The 23,174-nt window shown below is 67.7% G+C and carries 24 protein-coding genes; 12 read left to right on the top strand and 12 right to left on the bottom strand.

Translation table 11 applies throughout. The features are described from left to right. Positions 1-93 precede the first annotated feature (93 nt). Genes ABE423_RS13460 through ABE423_RS13445 form a run of 4 tightly spaced genes read right to left on the bottom strand, consistent with a single transcriptional unit; the run spans position 94 to position 2,963 of the window. Positions 94-891 (bottom strand): N-formylglutamate amidohydrolase, encoded by a 798-nt coding sequence (locus ABE423_RS13460; RefSeq protein WP_293796184.1) that lies wholly within the window; start codon positions 889-891, stop codon positions 94-96. Further along, positions 884-1,438 (bottom strand): NUDIX hydrolase, encoded by a 555-nt coding sequence (locus ABE423_RS13455; protein WP_010481791.1) that lies wholly within the window; start codon positions 1,436-1,438, stop codon positions 884-886. The genes ABE423_RS13460 and ABE423_RS13455 overlap by 8 nt, the downstream gene beginning before the upstream one ends. Beyond that, complete coding sequence (locus ABE423_RS13450; protein WP_346486349.1) at positions 1,435-2,385, bottom strand: 5'-3' exonuclease H3TH domain-containing protein; 951 nt, start codon at positions 2,383-2,385, stop codon at positions 1,435-1,437. The genes ABE423_RS13455 and ABE423_RS13450 overlap by 4 nt, the downstream gene beginning before the upstream one ends. Continuing rightward, positions 2,382-2,963 carry a nitroreductase gene (locus ABE423_RS13445; RefSeq protein WP_088028247.1) on the bottom strand — a complete coding sequence of 194 codons (582 nt, stop codon included), beginning with the start codon at positions 2,961-2,963 and terminating at the stop codon, positions 2,382-2,384. Before ABE423_RS13445 ends, ABE423_RS13450 begins: the two co-directional genes overlap by 4 nt. A gap of 331 nt (positions 2,964-3,294) precedes the next feature. On the opposite strand from ABE423_RS13445, the gene ABE423_RS13440 reads away from it, so the two are divergent. Together ABE423_RS13440 and ABE423_RS13435 are read left to right on the top strand one after the other, a co-directional pair. Next, complete coding sequence (locus ABE423_RS13440; RefSeq protein WP_049422876.1) at positions 3,295-5,616, top strand: DUF1631 domain-containing protein; 2,322 nt, start codon at positions 3,295-3,297, stop codon at positions 5,614-5,616. A 52-nt stretch (positions 5,617-5,668) separates the two neighbouring features. Beyond that, positions 5,669-6,748 (top strand): NAD(P) transhydrogenase subunit alpha, encoded by a 1,080-nt coding sequence (locus tag ABE423_RS13435; RefSeq protein WP_032130088.1) that lies wholly within the window; start codon positions 5,669-5,671, stop codon positions 6,746-6,748. Positions 6,749-6,848: 100 nt separating this feature from the next. On the opposite strand, the gene ABE423_RS13430 is transcribed toward ABE423_RS13435, so the two are convergent. Genes ABE423_RS13430 through ABE423_RS13420 form a run of 3 tightly spaced genes read right to left on the bottom strand, consistent with a single transcriptional unit; the run spans position 6,849 to position 8,221 of the window. Beyond that, positions 6,849-7,310, bottom strand: a complete 462-nt coding sequence (locus tag ABE423_RS13430) for a DUF3106 domain-containing protein (RefSeq protein WP_346486346.1) — start codon at positions 7,308-7,310, stop codon at positions 6,849-6,851. 3 nt (positions 7,311-7,313) lie between these two features. Further along, positions 7,314-7,640, bottom strand: a complete 327-nt coding sequence (locus ABE423_RS13425) for a hypothetical protein (protein ID WP_032130086.1) — start codon at positions 7,638-7,640, stop codon at positions 7,314-7,316. Beyond that, on the bottom strand, positions 7,637-8,221 hold the full coding sequence (locus tag ABE423_RS13420; protein WP_080356593.1) for an RNA polymerase sigma factor: 585 nt from the start codon (positions 8,219-8,221) through the stop codon (positions 7,637-7,639). The genes ABE423_RS13425 and ABE423_RS13420 overlap by 4 nt, the downstream gene beginning before the upstream one ends. 98 nt (positions 8,222-8,319) lie before the next feature. Between ABE423_RS13420 and ABE423_RS13415 the strand changes: the two genes are divergently transcribed. After that, positions 8,320-8,640: an NAD(P) transhydrogenase subunit alpha gene (locus ABE423_RS13415; RefSeq protein ID WP_005408173.1), complete on the top strand. Its 321-nt coding sequence runs from the start codon at positions 8,320-8,322 to the stop codon at positions 8,638-8,640. Beyond that, positions 8,637-10,100, top strand: coding sequence for an NAD(P)(+) transhydrogenase (Re/Si-specific) subunit beta (locus ABE423_RS13410; protein WP_346486343.1), 1,464 nt, complete (start codon positions 8,637-8,639; stop codon positions 10,098-10,100). The genes ABE423_RS13415 and ABE423_RS13410 overlap by 4 nt, the downstream gene beginning before the upstream one ends. A 159-nt stretch (positions 10,101-10,259) precedes the next feature. On the opposite strand, the gene ABE423_RS13405 is transcribed toward ABE423_RS13410, so the two are convergent. Beyond that, on the bottom strand, positions 10,260-10,679 hold the full coding sequence (locus ABE423_RS13405; RefSeq protein ID WP_253145884.1) for a hypothetical protein: 420 nt from the start codon (positions 10,677-10,679) through the stop codon (positions 10,260-10,262). A 122-nt stretch (positions 10,680-10,801) separates the two neighbouring features. Between ABE423_RS13405 and sufT the strand changes: the two genes are divergently transcribed. The 6 genes from sufT to ABE423_RS13375 all read left to right on the top strand — a co-directional run bounded on the left by sufT (position 10,802) and on the right by ABE423_RS13375 (position 16,812). Then, on the top strand, positions 10,802-11,353 hold the full coding sequence (gene sufT, locus ABE423_RS13400) for a putative Fe-S cluster assembly protein SufT (protein WP_005415385.1): 552 nt from the start codon (positions 10,802-10,804) through the stop codon (positions 11,351-11,353). A 59-nt stretch (positions 11,354-11,412) separates the two neighbouring features. Then, positions 11,413-12,507 carry a branched-chain amino acid aminotransferase gene (locus tag ABE423_RS13395; RefSeq protein WP_004144913.1) on the top strand — a complete coding sequence of 365 codons (1,095 nt, stop codon included), beginning with the start codon at positions 11,413-11,415 and terminating at the stop codon, positions 12,505-12,507. A 174-nt stretch (positions 12,508-12,681) separates the two neighbouring features. Continuing rightward, entirely contained in the window at positions 12,682-13,338 is a 657-nt protein-coding gene (locus ABE423_RS13390; protein WP_253145893.1) for a hypothetical protein, read from the top strand. Beyond that, entirely contained in the window at positions 13,335-13,670 is a 336-nt protein-coding gene (locus ABE423_RS13385; protein WP_012510131.1) for a transcriptional regulator, read from the top strand. Before ABE423_RS13390 ends, ABE423_RS13385 begins: the two co-directional genes overlap by 4 nt. A 1-nt stretch (position 13,671) precedes the next feature. Continuing rightward, the gene (locus tag ABE423_RS13380) at positions 13,672-14,694 is read left to right on the top strand and encodes a M23 family metallopeptidase (protein ID WP_346486339.1); all 1,023 of its coding nucleotides are present in this window, start codon (positions 13,672-13,674) and stop codon (positions 14,692-14,694) included. A 378-nt stretch (positions 14,695-15,072) separates the two neighbouring features. Next, a complete protein-coding gene (locus ABE423_RS13375) occupies positions 15,073-16,812 on the top strand; it encodes a S8 family peptidase (RefSeq protein ID WP_100434086.1) in 1,740 nt (579 codons plus the stop codon). 120 nt (positions 16,813-16,932) lie between these two features. Here the strand turns inward: ABE423_RS13375 and ABE423_RS13370 are convergent, their stop codons facing one another. The 3 genes from ABE423_RS13370 to wrbA form a co-directional block, all read right to left on the bottom strand. Beyond that, positions 16,933-17,418, bottom strand: coding sequence for an asparaginase domain-containing protein (locus tag ABE423_RS13370; protein WP_032130424.1), 486 nt, complete (start codon positions 17,416-17,418; stop codon positions 16,933-16,935). Between the two features lie 79 nt (positions 17,419-17,497). Beyond that, the gene (locus ABE423_RS13365) at positions 17,498-17,833 is read right to left on the bottom strand and encodes a DUF2069 domain-containing protein (protein ID WP_293796219.1); all 336 of its coding nucleotides are present in this window, start codon (positions 17,831-17,833) and stop codon (positions 17,498-17,500) included. Next, on the bottom strand, positions 17,830-18,423 hold the full coding sequence (gene wrbA, locus ABE423_RS13360; RefSeq protein ID WP_012510135.1) for an NAD(P)H:quinone oxidoreductase: 594 nt from the start codon (positions 18,421-18,423) through the stop codon (positions 17,830-17,832). Before wrbA ends, ABE423_RS13365 begins: the two co-directional genes overlap by 4 nt. Positions 18,424-18,500: 77 nt before the next feature. Between wrbA and ABE423_RS13355 the strand changes: the two genes are divergently transcribed. Beyond that, a complete protein-coding gene (locus tag ABE423_RS13355) occupies positions 18,501-19,775 on the top strand; it encodes a YihY family inner membrane protein (protein ID WP_032130426.1) in 1,275 nt (424 codons plus the stop codon). Beyond that, entirely contained in the window at positions 19,772-20,341 is a 570-nt protein-coding gene (locus ABE423_RS13350; RefSeq protein WP_121504922.1) for a TlpA disulfide reductase family protein, read from the top strand. The genes ABE423_RS13355 and ABE423_RS13350 overlap by 4 nt, the downstream gene beginning before the upstream one ends. A 625-nt stretch (positions 20,342-20,966) precedes the next feature. On the opposite strand, the gene gspD is transcribed toward ABE423_RS13350, so the two are convergent. Beyond that, the gene (gene gspD / locus ABE423_RS13345) at positions 20,967-23,168 is read right to left on the bottom strand and encodes a type II secretion system secretin GspD (RefSeq protein WP_032130125.1); all 2,202 of its coding nucleotides are present in this window, start codon (positions 23,166-23,168) and stop codon (positions 20,967-20,969) included. Positions 23,169-23,174: the final 6 nt, after the last annotated feature.

Raw genomic sequence — 23,174 nt, 5'->3', positions numbered from 1 at the left:
TTGGGGGGTGGGGGGCCGGGGGGCCGCCACCCTCTGGGGGTGTTGTTTTTTGCTGTGCCGGGCCCGGGCCCGGCACTACCAAGCCTGGGTAAATCACCCGGCGGCCAGCAACTGCGGCTGCAGCGCGCTGAAGATCCGCGCCAGCCGCTCCGCCCATGCCTGCTGCCCGGCGGCATCGGCGATCAGGTCCTGGCGGATCTCCAGTTCCACGTGCACCAGCCCGCGGCCTTCGCCATGCACCGGCACCGCGTAGTCGCTGGTGCTGCTGACTGAATAGGGTTCGTTGTCACCCACCACCAGGTCGCCTTCGTCGCGCAGTGCCTGCAGCAGTGCATGCGCAAAGCGCGTGTCCTGGTTGTACAGCACGCCGGCATGCCACGGCCGCTGCATGCCGTTCATCGCTGGCGTGAAGCTGTGCATCATCACCAGCAGGGTGGGGCGACCGGCATCGCGGCGTGCGTCCAGTTCGGCGTCGATGCGTGCGTGGTACGGCGCGTGGATCGCATCGATGCGCTGTTGCCGCTGTGCCACTGACAGACCGGCATTGCCCGGGACCACGGTGTGGTCGCTTACTTCCGGAATCAGCGTCGGCGAGGCCAGTGGGCGGTTGCAGTCGATCAGCAGCCGCGAATAGGTCTGTTCGATCGCCCATGCATCCAGCCGTTCGGCCAGTGCGCGGGTGGTGCCGGCAATGCCGATGTCCCAGCCGATGTGGCGGTCCAGTTCGACCTGTGGCAAGCCCAGGCCGGCGAGGGCGCGCGGCACCTGCTGGCCGGCGTGGTCGGCCAGCAGCAGGTACGGCGAAGCGCCCTGCGGCCGGTGAAGGGTGTAGATCGCCGGGTCGTCGGCGCCGAGCAGCGCCGGCAGCGCATGCAGGCCGGCGTCAGCCACGCGGGCGCCCGTCCAGGTGGTGCTCGATCATCCACAGGCCGGCCCAGAGCTTGGCGTCCAGCTCGTAGCCTTCGCCCATCTTCTGCACCAGCCAGGCCGCGGCCTCACTGCGTGGAATCTCGTGCACGGTGATGTCCTCGCTGTCATCACCGCCACCTTCGCCGATCCGGCGCAGGCCGGTAGCGCGTACGAAGGCGATCTTCTCGCTGCTGGCGCCGGACGACGTCGGGCCGATCATCAGCACTTCGGCGTGATCGGCGGTCCAGCCGGTTTCTTCTTCCAGTTCGCGCACGGCCGAGACTTCAATCGATTCGCCGGCGTGGATGTCGCCGACCAGGCCGGCCGGCATCTCGATGGTGGGTGCCTGCAGCGGCACGCGGAACTGCTCGACGAACAGCACCTTGTCCTCCGGGGTGACGGCGATGATGATGGCGGCCAGGCCACCGGCGTGGGTACGTTCGCTGTATTCCCAGGTGCCGCGCACCAGCATGCGCTGGTACTTGCCTTCATAGACGACACGCGGGGCTTCGGTGTTGCGCTGGCTCATGCGGGCTCGCTGGAATTGGAAAAGGATGGAGTGGGAACGGGGTCGGCCACACCGGCGGCATCGAACAGCCGGCGGCGGGTCATCGGGCCGAAGCGCAGGGTCTGGCACAGGCCACCGAGCAGCTCCGGGTCGGCCGCCTGGCGCAGCAGACCGGGTTGGCTGCCGTCCAGCGGCGCGTCCAGCGCGATGGTGGTCAGCTGGCGCCAGAGCTGGGCGTGCTCGCGCTGTTCGCGCAGGCGCACCGCCATCTGTGCCGCGCCGCGCAGGCGCAGGAACGGCACTTCGTCCAGGCGTTCGTACAGCGCATCCATGCTGCCGAAGTGGGCCAGCAGCACGGCGGCGGACTTGCTGCCGACACCACTGACACCGGGAATGTTGTCCACCGCATCGCCGCACAGTGCCAGGTAATCGGCGATCTGGTGCGCGTGCACGCCGTGCCGCGCCTTCACTCCGGTTACGTCCCAACGCTGGTTGCGTGCGTAGTCCCACTGCTCGTCGTGATCCAGCAGCAGCTGCGACAGGTCCTTGTCGGCGGAGATGATCACCCCGCGGTGGCTGCCACGGTGCACGTGCAGGGCGCTGCCGATCAGGTCATCGGCTTCGTATTCGTGGTGGGCAAGCACCGCAAGGCCCAACGCCGCGCACAGCGCCTTGCAGTGTACGAACTGGCGCTTGAGCGCTTCCGGCGCCGGGTCCCGATTGGCCTTGTAGGCAGGGTACAGGCGATGGCGGAAGCCGCTGTCGAGCGCTTCGTCGAAGGCGATGGCGATGTGCTGGGGGCGCTCGCGCTCCAGCAGGTCCAGCAGGAAGCGGGCGAAGCCGTGCACGGCGTTGGTCGGCCAGCCCTGCGCGTCCTGGAACTGGTCTGGCAGCGAATGCCAGGCGCGGAACACGTAGATGCTGGCATCAACCAGGTACAGCGACGGCGGCGGAGCCGGCAGGGTCATGCCGGTGGCGTCCAGTCGCGCAGCAGGGCCGCCGGATCGGGGCGCTCGCGTTCGGGTACATCGGCCTTGGGCGTGCCAATGTGGATGAAGCCGGCGATGCCTTCGCCTTCGGCCAGGCCCAGATGTGCCTGCACGACCGGGTCGAAGGCCATCCATGCAGTCAGCCACTGCGCACCGAAGCCCAGCGCCTGCGCGGCCTGCAGCAGGGCGAAGCAGACGCAGCCGGCGGTCATCAGCTGTTCCTGTTCGGGCACCTTCGGGTCCGGGCGCGGGCTGGCGACCACCACGATCACCAGCGGCGCATGGCTGAAACGCTGGCGGTCCTTCTCGAATACCGCCTCGCCGGCATGCGGGTCGCGCTGGCGGCTGCGCTCGGCCAGGAAGTCGCCCAGAGTGTGACGTGCATCGCCGGCAATCTTCAGGAAGCGGAACGGTACGCGCTTGCCGTGGTCGGGCACGCGCACGGCCGAGGCCAGCATGCGCTGCAGGGTGGCTGGATCCGGTCCGGGCTCGCCCAGTTGCCGCGAGGGCACCGAGCGGCGGGCATCCAGGGCAAGCAGGGCAGCGGGGTCGGGCATGGAGTCTGAACCGGTCATCACGGGTGTTTGATTATAGTCGGGGTGGTCAATGACGCCGTCTGTGTCGCGTCCCGCCCCTGAATATCAAACTGTGATGAACATCATGCCACTGGCGGGAAAGGGACGACCGCTTCCTCTCGCCTCGTGGGCCTCGCACGGCTTACGATATCTATCTTGCCGGGCCGCCGGTCATGAGGTTTGAAGTGAGGACTGTTTCACTGTCCGTGACGGGCTGGCCGGCCTACCATCGACGTACCGGCACATGGGGTGTGCCGGCCGTCGCGATGTCCATGCTGTCTGTCGTACCAGAGAAGGTGGGGAGCCTTCCCGAATGATGAGCGCGCCCACACCGATGGGATCGCCGGGCCGTGACCCGGTCCAGCTTCAGCGTGCCCGGGACATGGTCCTGCCGGCGCTGTGCCAGGCGTTCGGGGCCGCACTGGCGCGTTTCGACGATGCACTGTTCGACCGCGCCGGCAATGCTGGCTCGTCGCAGCTGCTGTTCCTGGATGCGATGCGCGAGCTGCGCCGTCGCCGTGAGGACATCGCCGCCGCCTTCGCCGGCCACCTGCAGCGGGCCTGGGATGCACTGGCCAGTGGCGAGCCGTTGTCGGCCGAAGCCACCCTGTCCGGGCCGGCCGAGGATGGCCTGAGCCTGCTGGCTGAACATGTACTGGAATCGCGGCTGGCGGTGCGCAATTTCGCCACCGTGCTGCTGCGTGACTTCAAGCCGGTGCTGGCGCGGCTGGACCGCCGCCTCGGCCGCCTGATCGGCGGCGCCGAGCTGGACGCCGACCACAACCCGGTCAGCCCCGAACACCTGGGCGTGGCCATCCATGAGGCCTTTGCCGGCTGCGAACTGGCGCCGGAAGTGCACCTGGTGCTGATCAAGCTGTGCGAGCGCGACCTGCGCGCGCCGGTGGGCCGCATCTACGAGAAGCTGGACGAGCAGCTGGCCGCCGCTGGCGTGATGTCGCAGATGGGGGCGCCGCGGCGTCCACTGTCTGCCGCGCCCGACCCGCGCATGGCGCCCGGGTCGGACGATCTGGTCGAGCCGCGCCACGCGGCGGGCTTCGAATCCGAATTCAGCGATGATGAACAGGCCGCGCCGGCCTGGGCACAGCGCTTCGCTGCGCGCTGGTCCGAGCGCCGTGGCCACATGCAGCAGCACCTCGGGAGCGAGGATGCCGGCAACGGCGAGGCGTATGCCGGCCAGCAGGGAATGCTGCTGGAGGCCCTGCATGAGCTGCTGCAGCAGACCCGTCACGTTCGCGAGGACGCCACCTCGGCAGCGCAGGTCGCGGTCGGCCAGCACCGCCCGTTGAGCCAGCGCGAGATGATGTCGGTGCTGTCGCTGCTGCAGGCCACGCCCAGCGCCACCCTGCGTGCGGCCATCGGCGAGGACGGCGAATCACTGGCGCAGCGGCTGAAGAGTGAAGTGCTGTCCAGCGCCACCCGTCTCGGCGTCGATCCTGGCCAGACCCGGCTGGACCCGCAGGACGAAGATGCGATCGATCTGGTCGGCATGCTGTTCGACGTGATGCTGGACGAACGCGAGCTGGAGGGCCGTTCGCGCGAGTTGATCGGCCGCCTGGTGGTGCCCTTCGTCAAGGTGGCGATGCTCGACCGCCGCATGTTCGTGCAGAAGACCCACCCGGCCCGCAAGCTGCTCAACTCGCTGGCCGAAGCCTGCGAGGGCAATACCGGCGAAAGCCAGGCCGAGCGCATGCTGATGGCCAAGGTCGAGGAAATCATCGAGCGCCTGGTGGCTGAGTTCAACGAGAACCTGGCGATCTTCCTGACCCTGGAAGAAGAATTCCGCGAGTTCCTCGTGCAGCACCGCCGCCGCGTGGAAATCGCCGAGCGCCGCGCCGCCGAAACGCAGCGCGGCCAGGAGAAGCTGGAAATGGCCCGCAGCCGGGCCGGTGCCGAACTGGATCGCCGCATCGGCGATGCCACCCTGCCGCCGGCCATCGCTGAGTTCCTGCGCCAGCCATGGCAGCACCACCTGACCCTGGCGCTGCTGCGCGAGGGCGAGGAGGGCGCGTCGGTGGCCGAGGCACTGAGCCTGGCTGACGGCCTGCTGGAGGAAGTGGCCGAGGCCCGCCGCCAGATCGTCGGCAAGCCGTGGCTGCAGGCCTGGCAGCCGGTGCTGGCCAAGGTATTTGCCAGCGTCGGCGTGCACGGCGATGCCGCCACCGGTGCCATCGACGCCCTGCACGACACCCTGCAGGGCATTGCGGAATCGCGACCGGAACTGCAGCGCGCGCTGCCGGAGCTGCCGCAGGTCGCCTTGCCGGCGCCGCCGGTGGCTGAGTCGCCAGCGGTGGAGCTCGGCGGGCAGATCGACGCCGACGATTTCGACAACGCCGACGCCGACCGCTTCCGACGCATGGAAATCGGCAACTGGCTGGACTTCGTCGACAAGGACGGCAAGGTGCAGGCCGGCAAGCTGTCCTGGGTCAGCCCGATTTCCTCGCGCCTGCTGTTCGTCAACCGCCGCGGCGTGCGCTTCTGCGTGGCCTCGCCGGAAGAACTGGCGGTGATGGTGCGGCTGGGCCGCCTGCGCGCCCACGTCGACGATGGCGCCTTCGACAGCGCGATGCAGGGTGTGATCGATCGGCTGGACCCGGGCAGCGCAACACTGCACTGAGCCGTGGCCGCCTGCTAGGATCGGGAAAACTCACCGATCAGCGGGGACCTGCATGGCCGTGGCGTTGCTGGGGATCAAGGAGACTGCGCCGGGCGAACGGCGCGTGGCGTTGACGCCGGAAACCGCGCGCAAGCTCGGTGCCTTGGGCATCACTGTCTGGTATGAGGCCGGCGCCGGTCTGGCGGCGGGATTTACCGATGCTGCCTATGACGACGCCGGTGCACGTGTGTTCGATGTAGGTCGCTGGGCCGAGATCGATATCCTGCTGTGCGTGCAGGCACCGCCGGTGGCGGTGCTGGAGCAGCTCAAGCCCACTGCCAGCGTGGTCGGCCTGCTGACCCCGGCCAGCGATCCGGCGCTTGCGGCATTGGCCGCTGGCGACCGCCTGCACCTGTTCCCACTGCAGCAGCTGCCGCGCACCACCCGCGCGCAGGCGATGGATGTACTCAGCTCGCAGGCCGGCATGGCCGGTTACAAGGCGGCACTGATCGCGGCCGAGCGTGCGCCGCGTTTCTTCCCGATGCTGACCACCGCCGCCGGTACCGTGCGCCCGGCCAAGGTGCTGGTGATCGGTGCCGGTGTGGCCGGTCTGCAGGCCATCGCCACCGCGCGTCGTCTCGGTGCACAGGTGGAAGGTTTCGACGTGCGCCCGGAAACCCGCGAGCAGATCCAGTCGCTGGGCGCGCGCTTCCTTGATCTTGGTGTGAGTGCAGCCGGTGAAGGCGGCTATGCGCGTGCGTTGACCGATGAGGAACGCGCCGAGCAGCAGCGCCGGCTGGCCGACCACCTGCGCAGCGTGGATGTGGTGATCTGCACGGCAGCGGTACCGGGGCGACCGGCGCCGACGATCGTGACTGCCGCGATGGTGGAAGGCATGGCCACCGGCAGCGTCATTGTCGATCTGGCGGCAGAGAGCGGCGGCAACTGCGCACTGACCCAGCCGGGGCAGTGCATCGAACATCAGGGCGTGACCATCGATGGCCCGCTTGGCCTGGCCAGCCGCGGCGCGACCCAGGCCAGCGAGATGTACGCGCGCAACCTGCTCAACTTCGTCGCCTTGTTCGTGCGCGAAGGGGAGCTCAGTTTCGACTGGGACGACGAGTTGCTGGCGAAGACACGCTGGCAGGCGTGAGCCGGTAGCGCCGGTTGCCTTCCCGGTAGATCCACGCCATGCGTGGAGGAACGGCCCAGCGTGCGGACCAGGGTCCGCACCCACCCTGCGGATGCCGGCGTTACCGCGGCTTCGCCGGCGGCGGGTTGTCGCGCACCCAGTCCTTGCGTTGTTCCGGCGTCATCTGCGACCAGCGCTCGCGCAGGGTGTCGCGCTGTTCCGGCGGCATGTTCCGCATCTGACCGAACAGGGCCCGGGCCTGCTCACGCTGTTCCGGGTTCATGTGCTCGAAGCGGCGCAGGCCACGGCGGGCCTTGTCGCGCTCCTCCGGGCTCATCGACTGCCAGCGCTGGCCATGCGAAAGCATGCGCTGGCGCTGGCCGGCATCGGCGCTGTTCCAGCGGTCGCGCAGCGGCGCCAGCAGGGATTCGCGCTGCGCTTCGCTCAGGTGTTCCCACGCCGGCAGCGGTGCGGCCGGCGCAGGGCGTGCGGCAGGGGCGGGCGCGGCGCTCTGCGCCAGGGCCGGGAAGGCCGGCAGCAGCAACAGGGTCATCAGCAGGGGCAGGGTGTGCAGTCGGGACATGATTCACTCCATCGCCAGGTCGGTATCGCCCAGCCACAGGTACAGATCGGGATTTTCGTCGTAGAGCGCGCTGTTGTCTTCCGCCGAGGCAAGCACAGGTGCCGGCGCAGGGCCCGTCAGGGTGCCGTGGCCGGTGAACTGCAGGCCGATACCCAGTGCCACCACCAGTGAACAGGCACTGGCCAGCCACCAGCGCCAGCGCCCGCGATGGGCGGCCGTGGCGCCGTGGCGAGCCTGGCGCAGCCGGGCCAGCGTTGCCGGCGACAGCGCGTGCAGCGACTGCGCGTGCAGGCTGCGCAGGGTGTCATCGGAAGGCAGGGAGCGGTTCACGGGTGGGTCTCCAGATAATCCTGCAGCGCCTGGCGGGCGCGTGCCAGATGGGTTTTTACCGCGCCTTCGCTGCAGCCCATGGCGCGGGCGGTGGTGGCCCCGTCCAGGTCCTGCAGCACGCGCAGGGTGAAGGCCTCGCGCTGGCGGGCGGGCAGGCGGCGCAACGCGTCCACCAGCTGTTGGTACTGCTGGCGCTGTTCGTGCGCCTGTGCCGGGTCCGGGCCGGGGTCGGCCCAGTCGATCTCGCCGCCGTCGGCGTCCTGGTTGTCGCGCCAGAACGGCAGTCGGAAGCGGCGCCGGCGCTGCACGTCGATCACGCGCCGGCGCAGGATGCTCCAGAACAGCGGGGCCCATTCGGCAGCAGGCTTGTCGGCGTAGTCCAGCATGCGCAGCAGCGCGTCCTGCACCGCGTCCATGGCGTCTTCGCGCTGGCGCAGGCCGGCCTCGGCGAAGCGGAACGCGCGCGGGCCAACACTGGCCAGGAACGCCTCCAGCGACGCCGGCAGGGCATCGGTCTCGGCGCTCGGGGGGACGGGGCTGCTCACCAGCACAGGGTACGGTTCCTCGCTCGGGGTCACCATCGACAACGCGTGAGCGCGGCTTCGGTTGACGCCGGGCGCGCACCGGGTTCAGCCCATGGTTATGATGGGACGACGAAGACAGAGCAGGAGCGTTGCCGGTGAGTGACGGGTTCGTAGCGCTGTACATCTTCATGCTGGCAGCCATCGCCGGCCACGTGATCATTTCGCGGGTGCCGGTGATCCTGCATACCCCGCTGATGTCGGGCTCCAACTTCATCCACGGCATCGTGCTGATCGGTGCAATGGTGGTGCTGGGGCACGCGCAGACACCGCTGGAGAAAGCTCTGGGCTTCCTCGCCGTGGTGCTTGGTGCTGGCAACGCCGCCGGTGGCTACGTGGTCACCGCGCGCATGCTGGAAATGTTCAAGCCGAGCGCGCCCAAGGGCGGCAAGGACGAGCCGAAGGAGCCGCAGGCTTGAACATCAGCACCGTCGAACTGCTCGATTGGCTGGTCAAGGCCAGCTACCTCGTCGCCGCCACGCTGTTCCTGCTGGGCCTGCAGCGCATGGCCTCGCCGCTGACCGCGCGCAGCGGCATCCGCTGGGCCGGGCTGGGCATGCTGCTGGCCACGGTGGCGACTTTCTTCCTGCCCGAACTGCATAACGTGCCGCTGATCCTGGTGGCGCTGCTGCTGGGCGCGGGCCTGGCCTGGTGGTCGGCCGGCAAGGTTGCCATCACCGACATGCCGCAGATGGTGGCGCTGTACAACGGCATGGGCGGCGGCTCGGCCGCGGCCATCGGTGCAGTGGAACTGCTGCGCTACGCCTTCCTCGCCAACCGTGATACCAGCCACTGGAGCGCACAGGCGCTGGCCGACCTCGCTGCCCGCCAACCCTCGGGCATGGTGCTGCTGCTGGCGGTGGTCGGCGCGGCCATCGGTGCGGTGTCGCTGTCCGGCTCGGTGATTGCCTGGGCCAAGCTCGATGGCCGCCTGGACAAGCGGGTGACCTGGCCGGGCCAGCAGGTGATGAACCTGCTGGTGGCACTGGCGGTGGTGGTGCTGGCGATCATCGCGGCCAGCACGCTCAACACCTGGGCGATCGTCGCGTTCTTCGTGCTGGCACTGGCACTGGGCGTGCTGATGACGCTGCCGATCGGTGGCGCCGACATGCCGGTGGTGATCTCGCTGTACAACGCGCTCACCGGCCTGGCGGTGTCGTTCGAAGGCTATGTGCTGGGCAACGAGGCGCTGATCATCGCCGGCATGATGGTCGGCGCGGCGGGCATCCTGCTGACCCGGCTGATGGCCAAGGCGATGAACCGGCCAATCCGCAACGTGTTGTTCTCCAACTTCGGCGGCGGCGGCGTCGGCGGCGAAGCGCAGGCGATCACTGGCGCGCAGAAGCCGATTGAAGCGTCGGACGTCGCGGCGATGATGGCCTACGCCGAACGCGTGGTGATCGTGCCCGGTTATGGCATGGCGGTGGCGCAGGCCCAGCACAAGATCTGGGAGCTGGCGCAGCGGTTGGGCCAGCGCGGGGTGAAGGTGAAGTTCGCGATCCACCCGGTGGCTGGGCGCATGCCTGGGCACATGAACGTGCTGCTGGCCGAAGCGGGTGTGCCCTACGACCTGATCGCCGACATGGACGACATCAACCCGGAATTCGCCAACACCGATGTGGTGCTGGTGATCGGTGCCAACGACGTGGTCAATCCGGTGGCACGTACCGACCCGGCCAGCCCGATCTACGGCATGCCGGTGCTGGATGTGGTCAACGCGCGCAACGTGGTGGTGATCAAGCGCGGCAAGGGCACCGGTTTTGCCGGCATCGAGAATGCGCTGTTCTACGCCGACAACACCCGCATGCTGTACGGCGATGGTGCGGAAGCGGCGGCCTCGCTGGTGAGCGAACTGAAGGCGCTCGACGGCGGGCATTGAGCGGCGGCTGCATCGGGTAGGTGCGGACCTTGGTCCGCACGCATTTGCCGGCCAGCGGCCGGCACTACCCCCATCCACGCATGGCGGCTGCGCCCGGTAGGTGCGGACCTTGGTCCGCACGCTTCTGCCGGCCAGCGGCCGGCACTACCTGCCGGTGGGTCAGCGCGCCAGCCAGGCGCCCACGGCCAGGCCCAGGGCCAGCCACAGCCATTCCATCGCGCCGTTGGCGAGGGTGATCAGGGTCCACGCCAGGTGCGGGCCCATCCGCAGGGTGGCGTCCCACAGGTCCAGCCCGATCGAGCCGCCCATCCACGCGCTGGCGATGGCCCAGTTGGCCACGGCCGCCACCAGCAGGGTGCCCAGCACGACCAGGGCGATGCGCAGCCGGCCCGGGCCCAGCGTGCCCATGCGCAGCATGAACACCAGTTCCAGGGCGGTCAGTACCGCCATCCAGCCGACCTGCCGGCCGGTCATCAGCGCCAGCATCATCCAGGCGAGGGGAGCAACAAGCAGACCCAGCAACAGCATGATGGGCCAGAGCCAGGTCACGGTCCTGGCACGCGCGGCATTGGAGGACATCGAAGCTCCCTGAAGATCACCCACAGGATACTGTGGTTTGCCGCAGTGCACCGGCGACGGCAGGGCGGCTGGGCTAGAATGCCGTCTTGCGTGGCCTTGGCCACGGCCCCATATCGGTCCCCATGTATTCCCGTAGCAGCGAACCTGTCCACTTCGAACGCGATTGCGAGGCCGTGATGGTCCCGCAGGGCGACACCGTGACCCTGCCCGCCGGCAGCTATGGGTACATCACCCAGGCGCTGGGCGGCAGTTATTCGGTGTTCGTCGAGGGCAACCTGTTCCGCATCGCCGGCAAGGACGGCGACGCCATCGGCAAGGAGGCACCGGCACCGCTCGAGCTGCCGGCTGACGCCACCGATGAACAGGTGGAACAGCTGGTGTGGCAGCAGCTGCGCACCTGCTTTGATCCGGAAATTCCGGTGAACATCGTCGAACTGGGCCTGGTCTACGAGGTCGAGATCAAGCACCTGGACGAAGGCAAGCGCGAGATCGACGTGAAGATGACCCTGACCGCACCGGGCTGCGGCATGGGCGAGATCCTGGTCGACGACGTGCGCAGCAAGCTCGAAATGATTCCGACGGTGGCCGAGGCCGACGTCGACCTGGTGTTCGACCCGCCGTGGAACCAGCACATGATGTCCGAGGCGGCCCGGCTCGAGACCGGCATGCTTTGACCCACGGCCCGCAGTGACGCGGGCCGGGCATTACCCGCAACCAGAACAGGAAATCTCCGGTGTCCCAGTCCATTCCCAGCTTCGCCGTCACCCGTTCGGACCACCCGCGCAGCGCTGAAGAGCGCGCCCAGATCCTGGAGAAGCCGGGTTTCGGCCTGCACTTCACCGACCACATGGTGGAAGTGCGCTGGGACAAGGACACCGGCTGGCACAACGCCAACGTGCGCGCCTACGGTCCGCTGCAGCTGGACCCGGCCGCGGCCGTGCTGCACTACGGCCAGGAAATCTTCGAGGGCATCAAGGCCTACCGCCATGCCGACGGTTCGATCTGGACCTTCCGCCCGGATGCCAACGGCCGTCGCCTGCAGCGTTCGGCGCAGCGCCTGGCGCTGCCGGAACTGCCGGTGGAGATCTTCGTTGAATCGCTGAAGCAGCTGATCGCCGTCGACAGCGCCTGGGTGCCGTCGGCCGATGAGTCGAGCCTGTACTTCCGTCCGTTCATGATCGGCGACGAAGCCTTCCTCGGCGTGCGCGGCGCGCACAAGGCCGGCTACTACGTCATCGCCAGCCCGGCCGGCCCGTACTTCGCCAAGGGCGTCGCCCCGGTGTCGATCTGGCTGTCCACCGAATACGCACGTGCAGCCAAGGGCGGCACCGGTGCTGCCAAGTGCGGTGGCAACTACGCGGCTTCGCTGCTGCCGCAGCAGAAGGCGCAGGCACAGGGCTGCTCGCAGGTGCTGTTCCTCGACCCGGTCGAAGGCAAGTACCTGGAAGAACTGGGTGGCATGAACGTGTTCCTGGTCTACAAGGACGGCACGCTGGTTACCCCGCAGCTGTCCGGCAGCATCCTCGAAGGCATCACCCGCGAGAGCATCCTGCAGCTGGCCCGCGACCGCGGCATGAAGGTCGAAGAGCGCAAGGTCACCATCGATGAGTGGAAGCAGGGTGTGACCTCGGGCGAGATCGCCGAAGTGTTCGCCTGCGGTACCGCTGCGGTGGTCACCCCGATCGGCCAGCTGAAGGGCGAAGGCTTCTCGGTGGGCGACATCAACGCACCGGCCGGCGAAGTGACCATGTCGCTGCGCAAGGAACTGACCGACATCCAGTACGGCCGCCTGCCGGACCGCCACAACTGGCTGGTCAAGCTGGGCTGATCGCCCGCGTTGAACCGGTAGCGCCGGGCCATGCCCGGCGGCGCTTCTTGAAAGCCCGTCCCAGTGACGGGCTTTCTGCGTTGTGGGCCCGCCCGTCGACCGCAGCAGGCGGGCGCTTGACGCAAATAGGTTTGCACTGCAAACTAAATTCAAGCGACCCCGATGGAGCGTGTCATGCAGCAGCCGTCCGTCATTGATCCTTCCTCGCGCCTGCAGGCGCTGACCCGTGAATATTCGCGGTACTCGCGAAGTGCCGGGGGCCTGTCGGCGATGGCAGGCGGCATTGCCTGCCTGGCCTCGTTCCTTGCCGGCGCGCTGCTGCCGACCACCCTGGCGCTGCGCATCGTGCTGATTGCCGTGCCGGTGCTGTGGATCGTCGGCAAGCAGTGGCTGGCGCGCCGCTACTACCAGCGCCTGGGCCAGGTCGAGGAGCAGGTCACGCCGGCAGAACGCAACTTCCAGCGCTTCTTCATCGCCTTCACCGCGCTGGTAAGCGTGCTGGTGATCGGCAGCGTGCTGACCCGGCTGGCGCCGATGGGCGAACTTCCCTGGAACCTCCGCGCCATTGGCTACCTGGCCGTGGTGGCGCTGCTGCCCTGGGTGGTGTGGCGCTGGCTGCGTACGCCGCTGGAGTTCATCGTGGGCGTGTTCCTGCTGTGCCAGGCCGCGCTGGCCTTCACCGGGCAGGCGTATGGCTTCGGTCCGAGCACCGCCGTGTTCCCGCTGGCATCCATCGCACTGATCGTGGTCGGCTGGCGCGACCATCAGCGCTTCCAGCGGCTACAGGTGGAGATGCGCGCGTTCATGGCGGCGCGGACGAACGTCGAATGACCCAGCTGCCTGATTCCAGAGCGCTGCTCCAGCTCGACCGCTTGATCCACGAGCCGGCACGCCTGCTGATCCTGTCGATCCTGGCAGGTGCCGAATCCGCCGAGTTCGGCTTTGTCGAACATCTCAGCGGGTTGAGCAAGGGCAACCTCTCCAGCCATCTGAGCAAGCTGGAGGCTGCTGGACTGGTCGCCATCGACAAGTCGTTCCGCGGCAAGCGCCCACTGACCACCCTGCAGTTGACGCCGATGGGCCGCACTGCCCTGGCCGAGTACCGCACACAGCTGGCGGCGATCGTTGCCGGCATTCCCGATCCGGATCGAAAGGACGCCTGACATGACATTGCTCCCGCGCCTGTTTGCAGTTCTGGTCGTTTCCTTCTCTGCCCTCATCGGCGCGGCCGCGGCCGCAGATCCGCGCCAACAGGGAGCCACGCTGACCACGCGGTTCTACGAAGGGCACATCGACGCCCTGTGGGAACGGATGACGCCGCAGATGCAGGCGGGGCTGCAGTCCCCGCAGAGCCTGGTGGCGCTGCGCGAGCAGGTGCTGGCGGGCTGGGGCGCAGAAACCGAGCTGGTCAGTGAGAAGGTCGAGAAGGTTGATGGATTCGACACCTATCTGCGGCAGGCGCGTTTCGCCAGGAGCCCGGCCATCATCCAGATGCTGTGGGCCATCGATGCCGACGGGCGGATTGGCGGCTTCTACATCCGCCCGCTACAGACCACGCCGCCGCAGGCCGCAGCGAGCGGGTTCCTCGACTACCAGACCCGCACACGGCTGCAACTGCCGTTCGACGATGAGTACTTCGTGTTCTGGGGCGGGCGCAGTGTCGAACAGAACTACCATGCGGCCCATGCCGGCCAGCGCTTCGCGCTGGATCTGCTGGTGGTCCGCGATGGCCGGTCGCACCGTGGCGATGGCCTGCGCAACGATGATTACTACTGCTTCGGTCGCCCGATCCTCGCGCCCGCCGACGGCACGGTGGTGGACGTGATCGAGGGTGTCGCCGACAACGTGCCGGGCCAGATGAATGCCGCCCAGCTCACCGGTAACCGCGTCATCCTCGACCACGACAACGAGGAATACTCGGTGCTGGCGCACCTGCGCCAGGGCAGTGTGCGTGTGGCGCAGGGACAGGCTGTCCGCAGCGGCGCGCACCTCGGTGACTGTGGCAACAGCGGCAACTCCTCCGAGCCGCACCTGCACTACCAGCTGCAGGCAGGGCCCGTGTTCGGTGTCGGCGAAGCGCTGCCGGCACAGTTCTCCGGTTATGTGGCCGATGACCAGCCGGTTGCACGCGGCGAGCCGGTCAAAGGTCAGCGGATCCGGCCGGCGCGCCTCCCGCAGGCAAAGTAGTCAGCGCGTCCGACGCGATGGGCAGGCACGCCGCGGGCACGCTGCGCCGTCGTTGGTGTCAGCAGTGGACGCCGATGTCGGCAAAGTCATCGCAGGACATGTGATGACCCAGTCAGGTGCGTGCAGGGCAGGAGAAAGTTCCTTCACCTTCACAAACCCTCGACCCGAAAAGTCTCAGAACGAACATTTCATCTTGCTGAAAAGACGCTGAAAATCTTGTGGTGTCCGGTTTTGGTCATTAGCGTCATCTGCACGGCGGATCGTTAGGGGGATCCGCTGGCTCGCCGGACTTCGAACCTCGCCAACGCAAGCCAGCCCAGGGTTCGGGCCGGTGCTTCTGCCGATTCCGGCATTCACACCACAAGAAAGGGAAATACGATGTCCCAGGTAACGCAACCGCGTGTGCGTCGAGTGTGGGTGGTCCTTGGTGCGTCCGTTCTGTCATCGCTGCTGCTGGCCACGCCTGCGCTGGCCGGTGATGTCCAGCTCAGCGGCCTGCAGTCCGCACAGACCCACCAGCGTTTCATCGTGAAGTACCGCGACGGCAGCGCGCCGGTGGCCAACACCACCGCACTGGCCTCTTCGCTGAAGAGTGCCGCCGCCGGCCTGGCCAGCAGCCAGGGCCGCGCGCTGGGCCTGCAGCAGGTCCGCAAGCTGGCCGTCGGCCCGACCCTGGTCAGGACCGATCGTCCGCTCGACCAGGCCGAATCCGAGCAGCTGATGCGCAAGCTGGCCGCCGACCCGAACGTGGAATACGTTGAAGTCGACCAGATCATGCGTGCCACGCTGACCCCGAACGACACCCGCTTCAGCGAGCAATGGGGCTTCGGCACCTCCAATGCCGGCATCAACATCCGGCCGGCCTGGGACAAGGCCACCGGCACCGGTGTGGTCGTGGCGGTGATCGACACCGGCATCACCAATCACGCCGACCTCAATGCCAACATCCTGCCGGGCTACGACTTCATCAGTGATGCGGCGATGGCGCGCGACGGCAACGGCCGCGACAACAACCCGAACGATGAGGGCGACTGGTACGGCGACAACGAGTGCCAGGCGGGCTACCCGGGTTCGAACTCCAGCTGGCACGGTACCCACGTGGCCGGCACGGTAGCGGCGGTGACCAACAACAGTACCGGCGTGGCAGGTACTGCGTTCAACGCCAAGGTCGTGCCGGTGCGCGTGCTCGGCAAGTGCGGCGGTTACACCTCCGACATTGCCGACGCGATCGTGTGGGCGTCCGGCGGCAGCGTCAGCGGCGTGCCGGCCAATGCCAATCCGGCCGAGGTCATCAACCTCTCGCTGGGCGGCGGCGGCAGCTGTTCGACCACCTACCAGAACGCGATCAATGGCGCTGTCGGGCGTGGCACCACCGTGGTGGTCGCCGCCGGCAACAGCAACACCAACGTGTCCTCGTCGGTGCCGGCCAACTGCCCGAACGTGATCGCAGTGGCGGCCACGACCTCGGCCGGTGCGCGTGCCAGCTTCTCCAACTATGGCAACGGCATCGATATCTCGGCACCGGGCCAGGGCATCCTGTCCACCCTCAACAGCGGCACCACCACCCCGGGCAGCGCCAGCTACGCTTCGTACAACGGCACCTCGATGGCAGCACCGCACGTGGCCGGCGTGGTCGCGCTGATGCAGTCCGTAGCCCCGAGCCCGCTGAGCCCGGCGCAGGTGGAGAGCATCATCAAGAGCACTGCACGTCCGCTGCCGGGCGCCTGCTCGGGAGGCTGCGGCGCCGGCATCATCGACGCCGACGCGGCCGTGGCTGCGGCGATCAACGGTGGCGGCCCGAACCCGGGTGGCAACGTCCTGCAGAACAACGTTCCGGTCACCGGCCTCGGCGCTGCCAGCGGCGCTTCGCTGAGTTACACCGTGAACGTTCCGGCCGGCAGCACCCAGCTGCGCGTGGCGATCAGTGGCGGCAGCGGTGATGCCGACCTGTACGTGCGCCAGGGCAGTGCCCCGACCGATACCGCCTACACCTGCCGCCCGTACCTGAGCGGCAACAGCGAGACCTGCACCATCAACAGTCCGGCTGCCGGCACGTGGTATGTGCGGGTGAAGGCCTACAGCACCTTCTCGGGCCTGACTCTCAACGCCCAGTACTGAGCCCAAGCCCCTCTCCATGGGCACGCCCCGGCTCCGGCCGGGGCGTTTTTGCATGGGGACGCGCGGTGATACGAGCCGCCGCGTCGTGGTGGGTGCCGACCTTGGTCGGCACGCTGTTCCTCACACCGATTCGAAGCGGTTCGCGGCCACGTTCTTGCGCACGTGCTGCGGGTCGAAAATCCGCCCGTTCATCGCGATGTACACGCCGCTCGGCAGCGACTGCACCGCACCGATCGCGCAGCCGATGTTGAACTCCGCATCCGAGCCGCGGAAACGCGCCGGGCTCAGCGCGCCGGTCATCACGATGGTCTTGTCCGGGATCGTCGCCAGCACCTGGCCGGTCTGCACCATCGAATCGGTGCCGTGGGTCACCAGCACGTGGCGGGTCGGCTGCGCGGCGATGGTGGCGCGGATCAGTTCGCGGTCCTCATCGTTGATGTGCAGCGAATCCTTGCGCAGGATCGGAATCACGTTGAAGCGGAACGTCACGCCCAGCTCGCGCAGGATCATGCCGATCTGGGGGTCGCCGATCTGGTAGTCCGACTTGTCGTCGAAGTAGATCTTGTCGATCGTGCCACCGGTGGTGACGACCAGGAGCTCTTCCATCATGTGCATGCGCGAAACCAGGACAGGTACAGCGGCGCGGGGCCAGGAACACAGATGATACGGCCCGGCGGGCGCAGCGTCAGCGTCGCTTGCCGAAGCGGGCGCGCAGCCCGGGGAGGCTGGCGCTGAAGATCACCAGCAGGGCCAGCGCGATCTCGATCAGCGCCAGCCAGCGTGTTTCCGGGTGGCTCCAGGCACTCATCACCCCGTGGCTGAACCAGCCCAGGGCCAGCACCGAGGCCCAGAAACCGGCCTGGCGCCAGCCCAGTCGCAGGGCAACGGCCAACGCCAGCGGCGGCGCGGTGAACACCAGCTGGGTGGCCAGCCAGTGCTTGTCATTGATGAACCAGCCGGCGAACAGCGCGGCCAGCCCCATCAGGGCCAGCAGCAGGGCCGTGCGCGGCGCGGCGCTCATCGGGCCAACCGCTGCGCGATGTCGGCCACCCGGCGGCCCAGCGCGCGCGCCAGCACGGCTTCATCGTCGGTCGGCTGCGGGTCGTCGGCTGCACCGGCCACATGGCTGGCGCCATACGGCGTGCCGCCACTGGTGGTGTGGCTCAGCGCCGGCTCGGTGAACGGGATGCCGACGATCACGCAGCCATGGTGCAGCAGCGGCACCTGCATCGACAGCAGGGTCGATTCCTGGCCGCCATGCATCGAGGCGGTGGAGGTGAACACGCCGGCCGGCTTGCCGGAGAGGGTGCCGTTGACCCATTCGGCGCCCAGCCCGTCCAGGAAGTGCTTGACCGGCGCCGCCATGTTGCCGAAGCGGGTGGGGCTGCCAAGCAGCAGGCCCTGGCATTCGACCAGGTCCTGCACGCTCACGTAGGGGGCACCATCGTCGGGGACCGGAGGTTGTGCGGTCTGGGTCACGGCAGCCACCGGCGGCACTGTGCGCAGGCGCGCGGTCATGCCCGGCACTTCGCCGATGCCCCGCGCGATCTGGCGCGCCAGCCGTGCCACTGAACCGCCCCGGCTGTAGTACAGCACCAGAATCTCGCCCATCGTGCCCGCTTCTCCTCGTCGTGTGGCCACCAGTATGGCTATCCTGCGAGCATTCCGCATCGGGTACCCTTTCGCCGATGGAACCTTTGGATACGCTCAACCTGTGGATGGAGCGCGCGCGGGATCGCGCACGGGCCATCAGTTTCGGCCGCTTCCTGTGGCATCGCTTCCTCGACGACCGCCTGTTCCAGGCGGCGGCGGCGCTCGCGTACACCACGGTGTTCGCGCTGGTGCCGCTGGCCATCGTGGTGTTCGGCGTGCTCTCGGCCTTCCCTGTCTTCGACCGCTGGAGTGACCAGCTCAGCGATTACGTCTTCTCCAACTTCGTGCCCAACGCCGCGCGTGCGGCCGAAGGCTACCTGCGGCAGTTCTCGGCCAGTGCCGGCCAGCTCACGGCTGCCGGCTTCATCGCACTGGTGGTCTCGTTGCTGATCACCCTCAACAGCGTTGAAGAGACCTTCAACCAGATCTGGCGGGTCGGCTCGACCCGGCCCAAGCTGACCCGCTTCCTGGTCTACTGGACCGTGCTGACCCTGGGCGCAATGCTCGCTGCCGCTTCGCTGGCGGTGTCGGCGCGGGTGTTCGCGATGCCACTGTTCGGCACCCAGGAGGGCCGCTGGCTGGCCGAGTTCGCGCTGCGGCTGGCGCCGATCCTGATCGAGTTCGTCTGCATCACGCTGATGTTCCGGGTGGTGCCGCACCACACCGTGAAATGGCGGCACGCGGTGCCCGGCGCGATTCTCGCGGCGGTCATCCTGGAACTGGTGAAGTGGGGCATCGGCGCCTACCTGGGCAGCTTCCAGTCCTACCAGAAGCTCTACGGCACGGTCGCCTTCGTGCCGATCCTGCTGCTGTGGATCTACCTGTGCTGGGTGGCGGTGCTGCTGGGCGCGTCGCTGTCCTCGTCGATGGCCGCCTTCCGCTACCAGCCGGTGGAACTGCGCCTGCCGCAGGGCTACGAGTTCTATGGCCTGCTGCGCCTGCTCGGCCGCTTCCACCATGCCCGAGCCAAGGGCAAGGGCCTGGCCGATGATGAAATCCTGCGGCTGGAGCCGATGCTGACCGATTCGCTGCTGCAGGACCTGGCCTGCAACCTGCAGGAGATCGGCCTGCTGCGCCGCGATGAACGTGGCGAATGGCTGCTCTCGCGCGACCTGGACCAGGTCAGCCTGGCCGATCTGTACGAATGTACCCAGTTGCGCATTCCGGTAGCCGAGCAGCATCTGCCATACCGCGACGACACACTGGGCCGTGCTGCGCTGGCGGCACTGGACGATCTGCGACTGCCCCTGCGCGAACGCCTCAAGCGCAAGGTCAGCGATATCTACACCGATTCCGGAGACATGCCATGACCCGCAAGACCCCGTTGCTGCTCCCGCTGGCCCTGTTGCTGGCGCTGTCGGCCTGCAAACCGGCCCAGGAGCCGACCCCCGCCAGCAGCCAGCCGCCAGCACAGGCACCGACGCCGACCACACCGGCACCGGTCGAAGAGACCCCGGCCGAGCGCACCACTGCCGAGTTCCCGACGCTGAGGATGAAGGCGGTGGATGGCAGCGACTACGACCTGGCCGCGCACCGCGGCAAGTGGGTGATCGTGAATTTCTGGGCGACCTGGTGTGCCCCGTGCCGCAAGGAGATGCCGGAGCTGTCGGCGCTGCATGCGATGCGCAGCAACATCGAGGTGGTTGGCCTGGCCTATGAGGATATCGAGGTGCCGGAGATGCAGTCGTTCCTGACCAAGCACCCGGTGACCTATCCGATCGTGATCGTGGACCCGTTCGATCCGCCGGCGGACTTCGCCACGCCGCGTGGCCTGCCGTTGACGCATCTGCTGGATCCGCAGGGCAAGCTGGCGCACACCTTCCTCGGCCCAGTGACGGCCGCCGACATCGAAAAGCAGATCGCCAGCGCAAAGTAGTGGGTTGGTCGGCAGGGCCTGCGGCCCTGCACCCGTGGAGGCCAGAGCAACAGCAACGGCAACAGCCGAAGCAAAGGCGGGTCTCCTGAGGGATGGCGGGGTGGGGCCGGTTGCGGGGGCCGCTGCAAGTACGTCCATGTAGGCTTGGCAGCCGCTTGCTCGTGTGCGCTGTCCTGCGCACACGGCAAGACCGGGGTTGGGCCTCCTGCCCAACCCGCCCGAGGCATGCCTCGGGCCCATGCGGCTCACGCCCCCGCAACCGGACCCACCCCGCCTTCGACAGATCTCCGCGATCTGCAGTAGATCCACGCCATGCGTGGATGAATCTCCATCGGAATCGAATATTTCGAATTGGAATCGAAAAGCATCCACGCATGGCGTGGATCCAGCGTGTCGACCAAGGTCGACACCTACCAACAGCAGCAGGAAACTGTCGAAGGCGGGGCACTGTGGGTTTGCGGGGTGTGAGCCGCATGGATGCGGCGACCAAGCCTCCATGGACGGATTTACGGCGTCCCCGCAAACCCACAGTGCCCCGCCACCCCTCAGTAAACCAGCTGTTGCTGTTGCTGTTGCTGTTGCTCTGACCTCTGCGGGTGCCGGGCGCAGCCCGGCCGTAAACCCCTTACTTCTTTGCGCGCGGCTGGTTCAGCGGTTCCATCGCGCGGAAGCGCTGGCTGTACTCGTCGGTCAGGGTGCGTGCCTCCTGCCCGTTGCGCACGATGCTCGGCGTCAGCAGCACGATCACCTCCGAACGACGGCTGGTGCGGCTCTTCTGCCCGAACAGTGCGCCCACCACCGGAATCCGGCTCAGGCCGGGGATGCCGCTGCTGCCATCGGTGCCCGTGTCGGTGATCAGGCCGGCCAGCATGATGGTGTCGCCGCTCTGCACCGCCGCTTCGGTCGACAGCTTCTTGGTGGAAATCCGCGGGTTGCAGTTGCGCTCCTGCGGGTTGCAGTTCTCCGGCACGTTCGAGGCGCTGCTCACTTCCTGCACGATGTCGAGGAATACCGTGCCGTCGCGGGTGACGCGCGGGCGTACCTTCAGGATCACGCCGGTGTCGATGTACTGTACCGAGCTGTAGCTGCTGGTGCCGATACCGGTGTTCACCGTGGTGGTATTGATCGGCACCTTGTCACCCACGTTGAGCGTGGCCTCGGCGTTGTTGCGCACGAACACCGAGGGGGTCTGCAGCAGGCGCACATCGGTGACCTTGTCCAGCGCGCTCACCACCGCCGCGCCATTGTGGCCGGTGAATGCCCAGCCAAGGCCTTCGCCACCGGTCGCGGCACCGGCAAAGCTGCTCCAGGAGCCGCCGGCGGCGGCCGGCAGGGTCACGCCGGCCAATGCGCCGGTCAGCGCGCGCCCGGCCACCGCGTTGTCGAAGAACCAGTTCACGCCGTACTTCAGGTCCCCCTCCAGTGCGACCTCGGCCACCTGCGCTTCGATATGCACCTGCAGCGGCATCACGTCCAGCTTCTCGATCACTTCGCGGATCGAACGCCAGGCCTGTGGGGTCGAGCGCACCAGCAGGGTGTTGGTTTCCTCCACCGCCGACACGCCCACGCGATCGCCTTCCACTTCCAGGCTGACGCTGACATTGCCGGACTGGCGCTGCGGCAGGTTCATGCTGCCGTTGCCGGTGCCACTGGAGCCACTGCCCGGCGTCGAACCGAAATTGCTGCTGTTGTTGCTGTCCATGCCACGATCACCGTCGCTGCCCAGCTGCGACGGCATTGCACCCGGTGCCAACGAGGCCGGGCTGGAACCGCCGCGGTTGCCGCTGCTGGCGAAGGCTTCACTGAGGCGTTCGGCCAGATCGCGCGCCTTGATGTAGCGCAGCTCATAGGAGAACAGGCGGGCGCTGCCACCGGCGGTGTCGATGCGGTCCAGCCACTGCTGGATCTGGTCCAGGTAACGCACCTGCGGGGTGATCACCAGCACCGCGTTGGCGTTTTCCAGCGGCAGGAAGCGGAACATGCCGGCGCTGGGCGTCTTGCTCTCCTCGCCGAACACCTTCTCCAGGTCGGCGGCCACCTGCTCGGCCTTGCCGGACTGGATCGGGAACACGCCCACCGACATGCCCGACAGCCAGTCAACGTCGAAGATCTCGACGGTGCGCATGTAGTTTTCCAGCTCGGCGCGGGTACCGCCCAGGGTGATCACGTTGCGGCCGCTGTCGACGTTGACGATGGCGTTGGGGCGCGCATACGGCTCCAGCACCTTCTTCATTTCAGTTGCGGAGATGAACTGCAGCGGGATCACCCGTACCTCGAAGCCACGTGCGCTGGCCGCCGGCGCCGTGCTCGGCGCGACGGTACCGGCCAGCGCCTGATCGGCGGCGACGATGTTGTAGCGGCCGCCGCTGTAGACCATGCGGGCATTGTTCCAGCCCAGCACCATCTCCAGCAGGTTCAACGCCTGCGCCGGCGACACCGGCTTGGGCGTGGCCAGGGTGACTGTGCCCTGCACCCCCGGTGCGATCACGTAGTTCTGGCCCAGCATGTCACCGAGGATGGCCTTGACCACCGCATGCACCGATTCGCCTTCGAAATTGAAGGTTGCTTCACCGGTGCTGGCGCCATGCAGTGCCGGAGCCGGTGCGCGTGCTGCTTCGCGGTTGATCATGGTGCCGGTGCCACGGCGGATCACCGCCTGCGGAGCGCCCTGGGCGTCACGGGCAGCATCAGCGGCGACTTCGGCCGCCTGGCCGGCCTCGGCAGTGGGCGACAGATTGCCCTTGCGCTGCACATGCGGTGCGGACACGGTGCTGCAGCCGACCAGCAGCGCGAGGGCAAAGGACCAGGGAAGGAAACGCAGGCTCATGCATTC

The organism is Stenotrophomonas sp. TWI1409, from assembly GCF_039673015.1.
GTDB classification, from domain to species: Bacteria; Pseudomonadota; Gammaproteobacteria; order Xanthomonadales; family Xanthomonadaceae; genus Stenotrophomonas; species Stenotrophomonas maltophilia_A.
The sequence above is the reverse complement of the archived record's forward strand: the minus strand, read 5'-3'. Positions and strand labels throughout refer to the sequence as shown.

What these genes read in the sequence shown, in the direction of transcription:
- ABE423_RS13445 (WP_088028247.1), bottom strand. Translation starts at nt 2,963, where the DNA reads ATGCCCGACCCCGCTGCCCTGCTTGCCCTGGATGCCCGCCGCTCGGTG.
- gspD (WP_032130125.1), bottom strand. Translation starts at nt 23,168, where the DNA reads ATGAGCCTGCGTTTCCTTCCCTGGTCCTTTGCCCTCGCGCTGCTGGTC.
- sufT (WP_005415385.1), top strand. Translation starts at nt 10,802, where the DNA reads ATGTATTCCCGTAGCAGCGAACCTGTCCACTTCGAACGCGATTGCGAG.
- ABE423_RS13375 (WP_100434086.1), top strand. Translation starts at nt 15,073, where the DNA reads ATGTCCCAGGTAACGCAACCGCGTGTGCGTCGAGTGTGGGTGGTCCTT.
- ABE423_RS13420 (WP_080356593.1), bottom strand. Translation starts at nt 8,221, where the DNA reads ATGGTGACCCCGAGCGAGGAACCGTACCCTGTGCTGGTGAGCAGCCCC.
- ABE423_RS13385 (WP_012510131.1), top strand. Translation starts at nt 13,335, where the DNA reads ATGACCCAGCTGCCTGATTCCAGAGCGCTGCTCCAGCTCGACCGCTTG.
- ABE423_RS13355 (WP_032130426.1), top strand. Translation starts at nt 18,501, where the DNA reads ATGGAACCTTTGGATACGCTCAACCTGTGGATGGAGCGCGCGCGGGAT.
- ABE423_RS13440 (WP_049422876.1), top strand. Translation starts at nt 3,295, where the DNA reads ATGATGAGCGCGCCCACACCGATGGGATCGCCGGGCCGTGACCCGGTC.
- ABE423_RS13365 (WP_293796219.1), bottom strand. Translation starts at nt 17,833, where the DNA reads ATGAGCGCCGCGCCGCGCACGGCCCTGCTGCTGGCCCTGATGGGGCTG.
- ABE423_RS13370 (WP_032130424.1), bottom strand. Translation starts at nt 17,418, where the DNA reads ATGGAAGAGCTCCTGGTCGTCACCACCGGTGGCACGATCGACAAGATC.
- ABE423_RS13450 (WP_346486349.1), bottom strand. Translation starts at nt 2,385, where the DNA reads ATGACCCTGCCGGCTCCGCCGCCGTCGCTGTACCTGGTTGATGCCAGC.
- ABE423_RS13380 (WP_346486339.1), top strand. Translation starts at nt 13,672, where the DNA reads ATGACATTGCTCCCGCGCCTGTTTGCAGTTCTGGTCGTTTCCTTCTCT.
- wrbA (WP_012510135.1), bottom strand. Translation starts at nt 18,423, where the DNA reads ATGGGCGAGATTCTGGTGCTGTACTACAGCCGGGGCGGTTCAGTGGCA.
- ABE423_RS13435 (WP_032130088.1), top strand. Translation starts at nt 5,669, where the DNA reads ATGGCCGTGGCGTTGCTGGGGATCAAGGAGACTGCGCCGGGCGAACGG.
- ABE423_RS13455 (WP_010481791.1), bottom strand. Translation starts at nt 1,438, where the DNA reads ATGAGCCAGCGCAACACCGAAGCCCCGCGTGTCGTCTATGAAGGCAAG.
- ABE423_RS13405 (WP_253145884.1), bottom strand. Translation starts at nt 10,679, where the DNA reads ATGTCCTCCAATGCCGCGCGTGCCAGGACCGTGACCTGGCTCTGGCCC.
- ABE423_RS13350 (WP_121504922.1), top strand. Translation starts at nt 19,772, where the DNA reads ATGACCCGCAAGACCCCGTTGCTGCTCCCGCTGGCCCTGTTGCTGGCG.
- ABE423_RS13390 (WP_253145893.1), top strand. Translation starts at nt 12,682, where the DNA reads ATGCAGCAGCCGTCCGTCATTGATCCTTCCTCGCGCCTGCAGGCGCTG.
- ABE423_RS13430 (WP_346486346.1), bottom strand. Translation starts at nt 7,310, where the DNA reads ATGTCCCGACTGCACACCCTGCCCCTGCTGATGACCCTGTTGCTGCTG.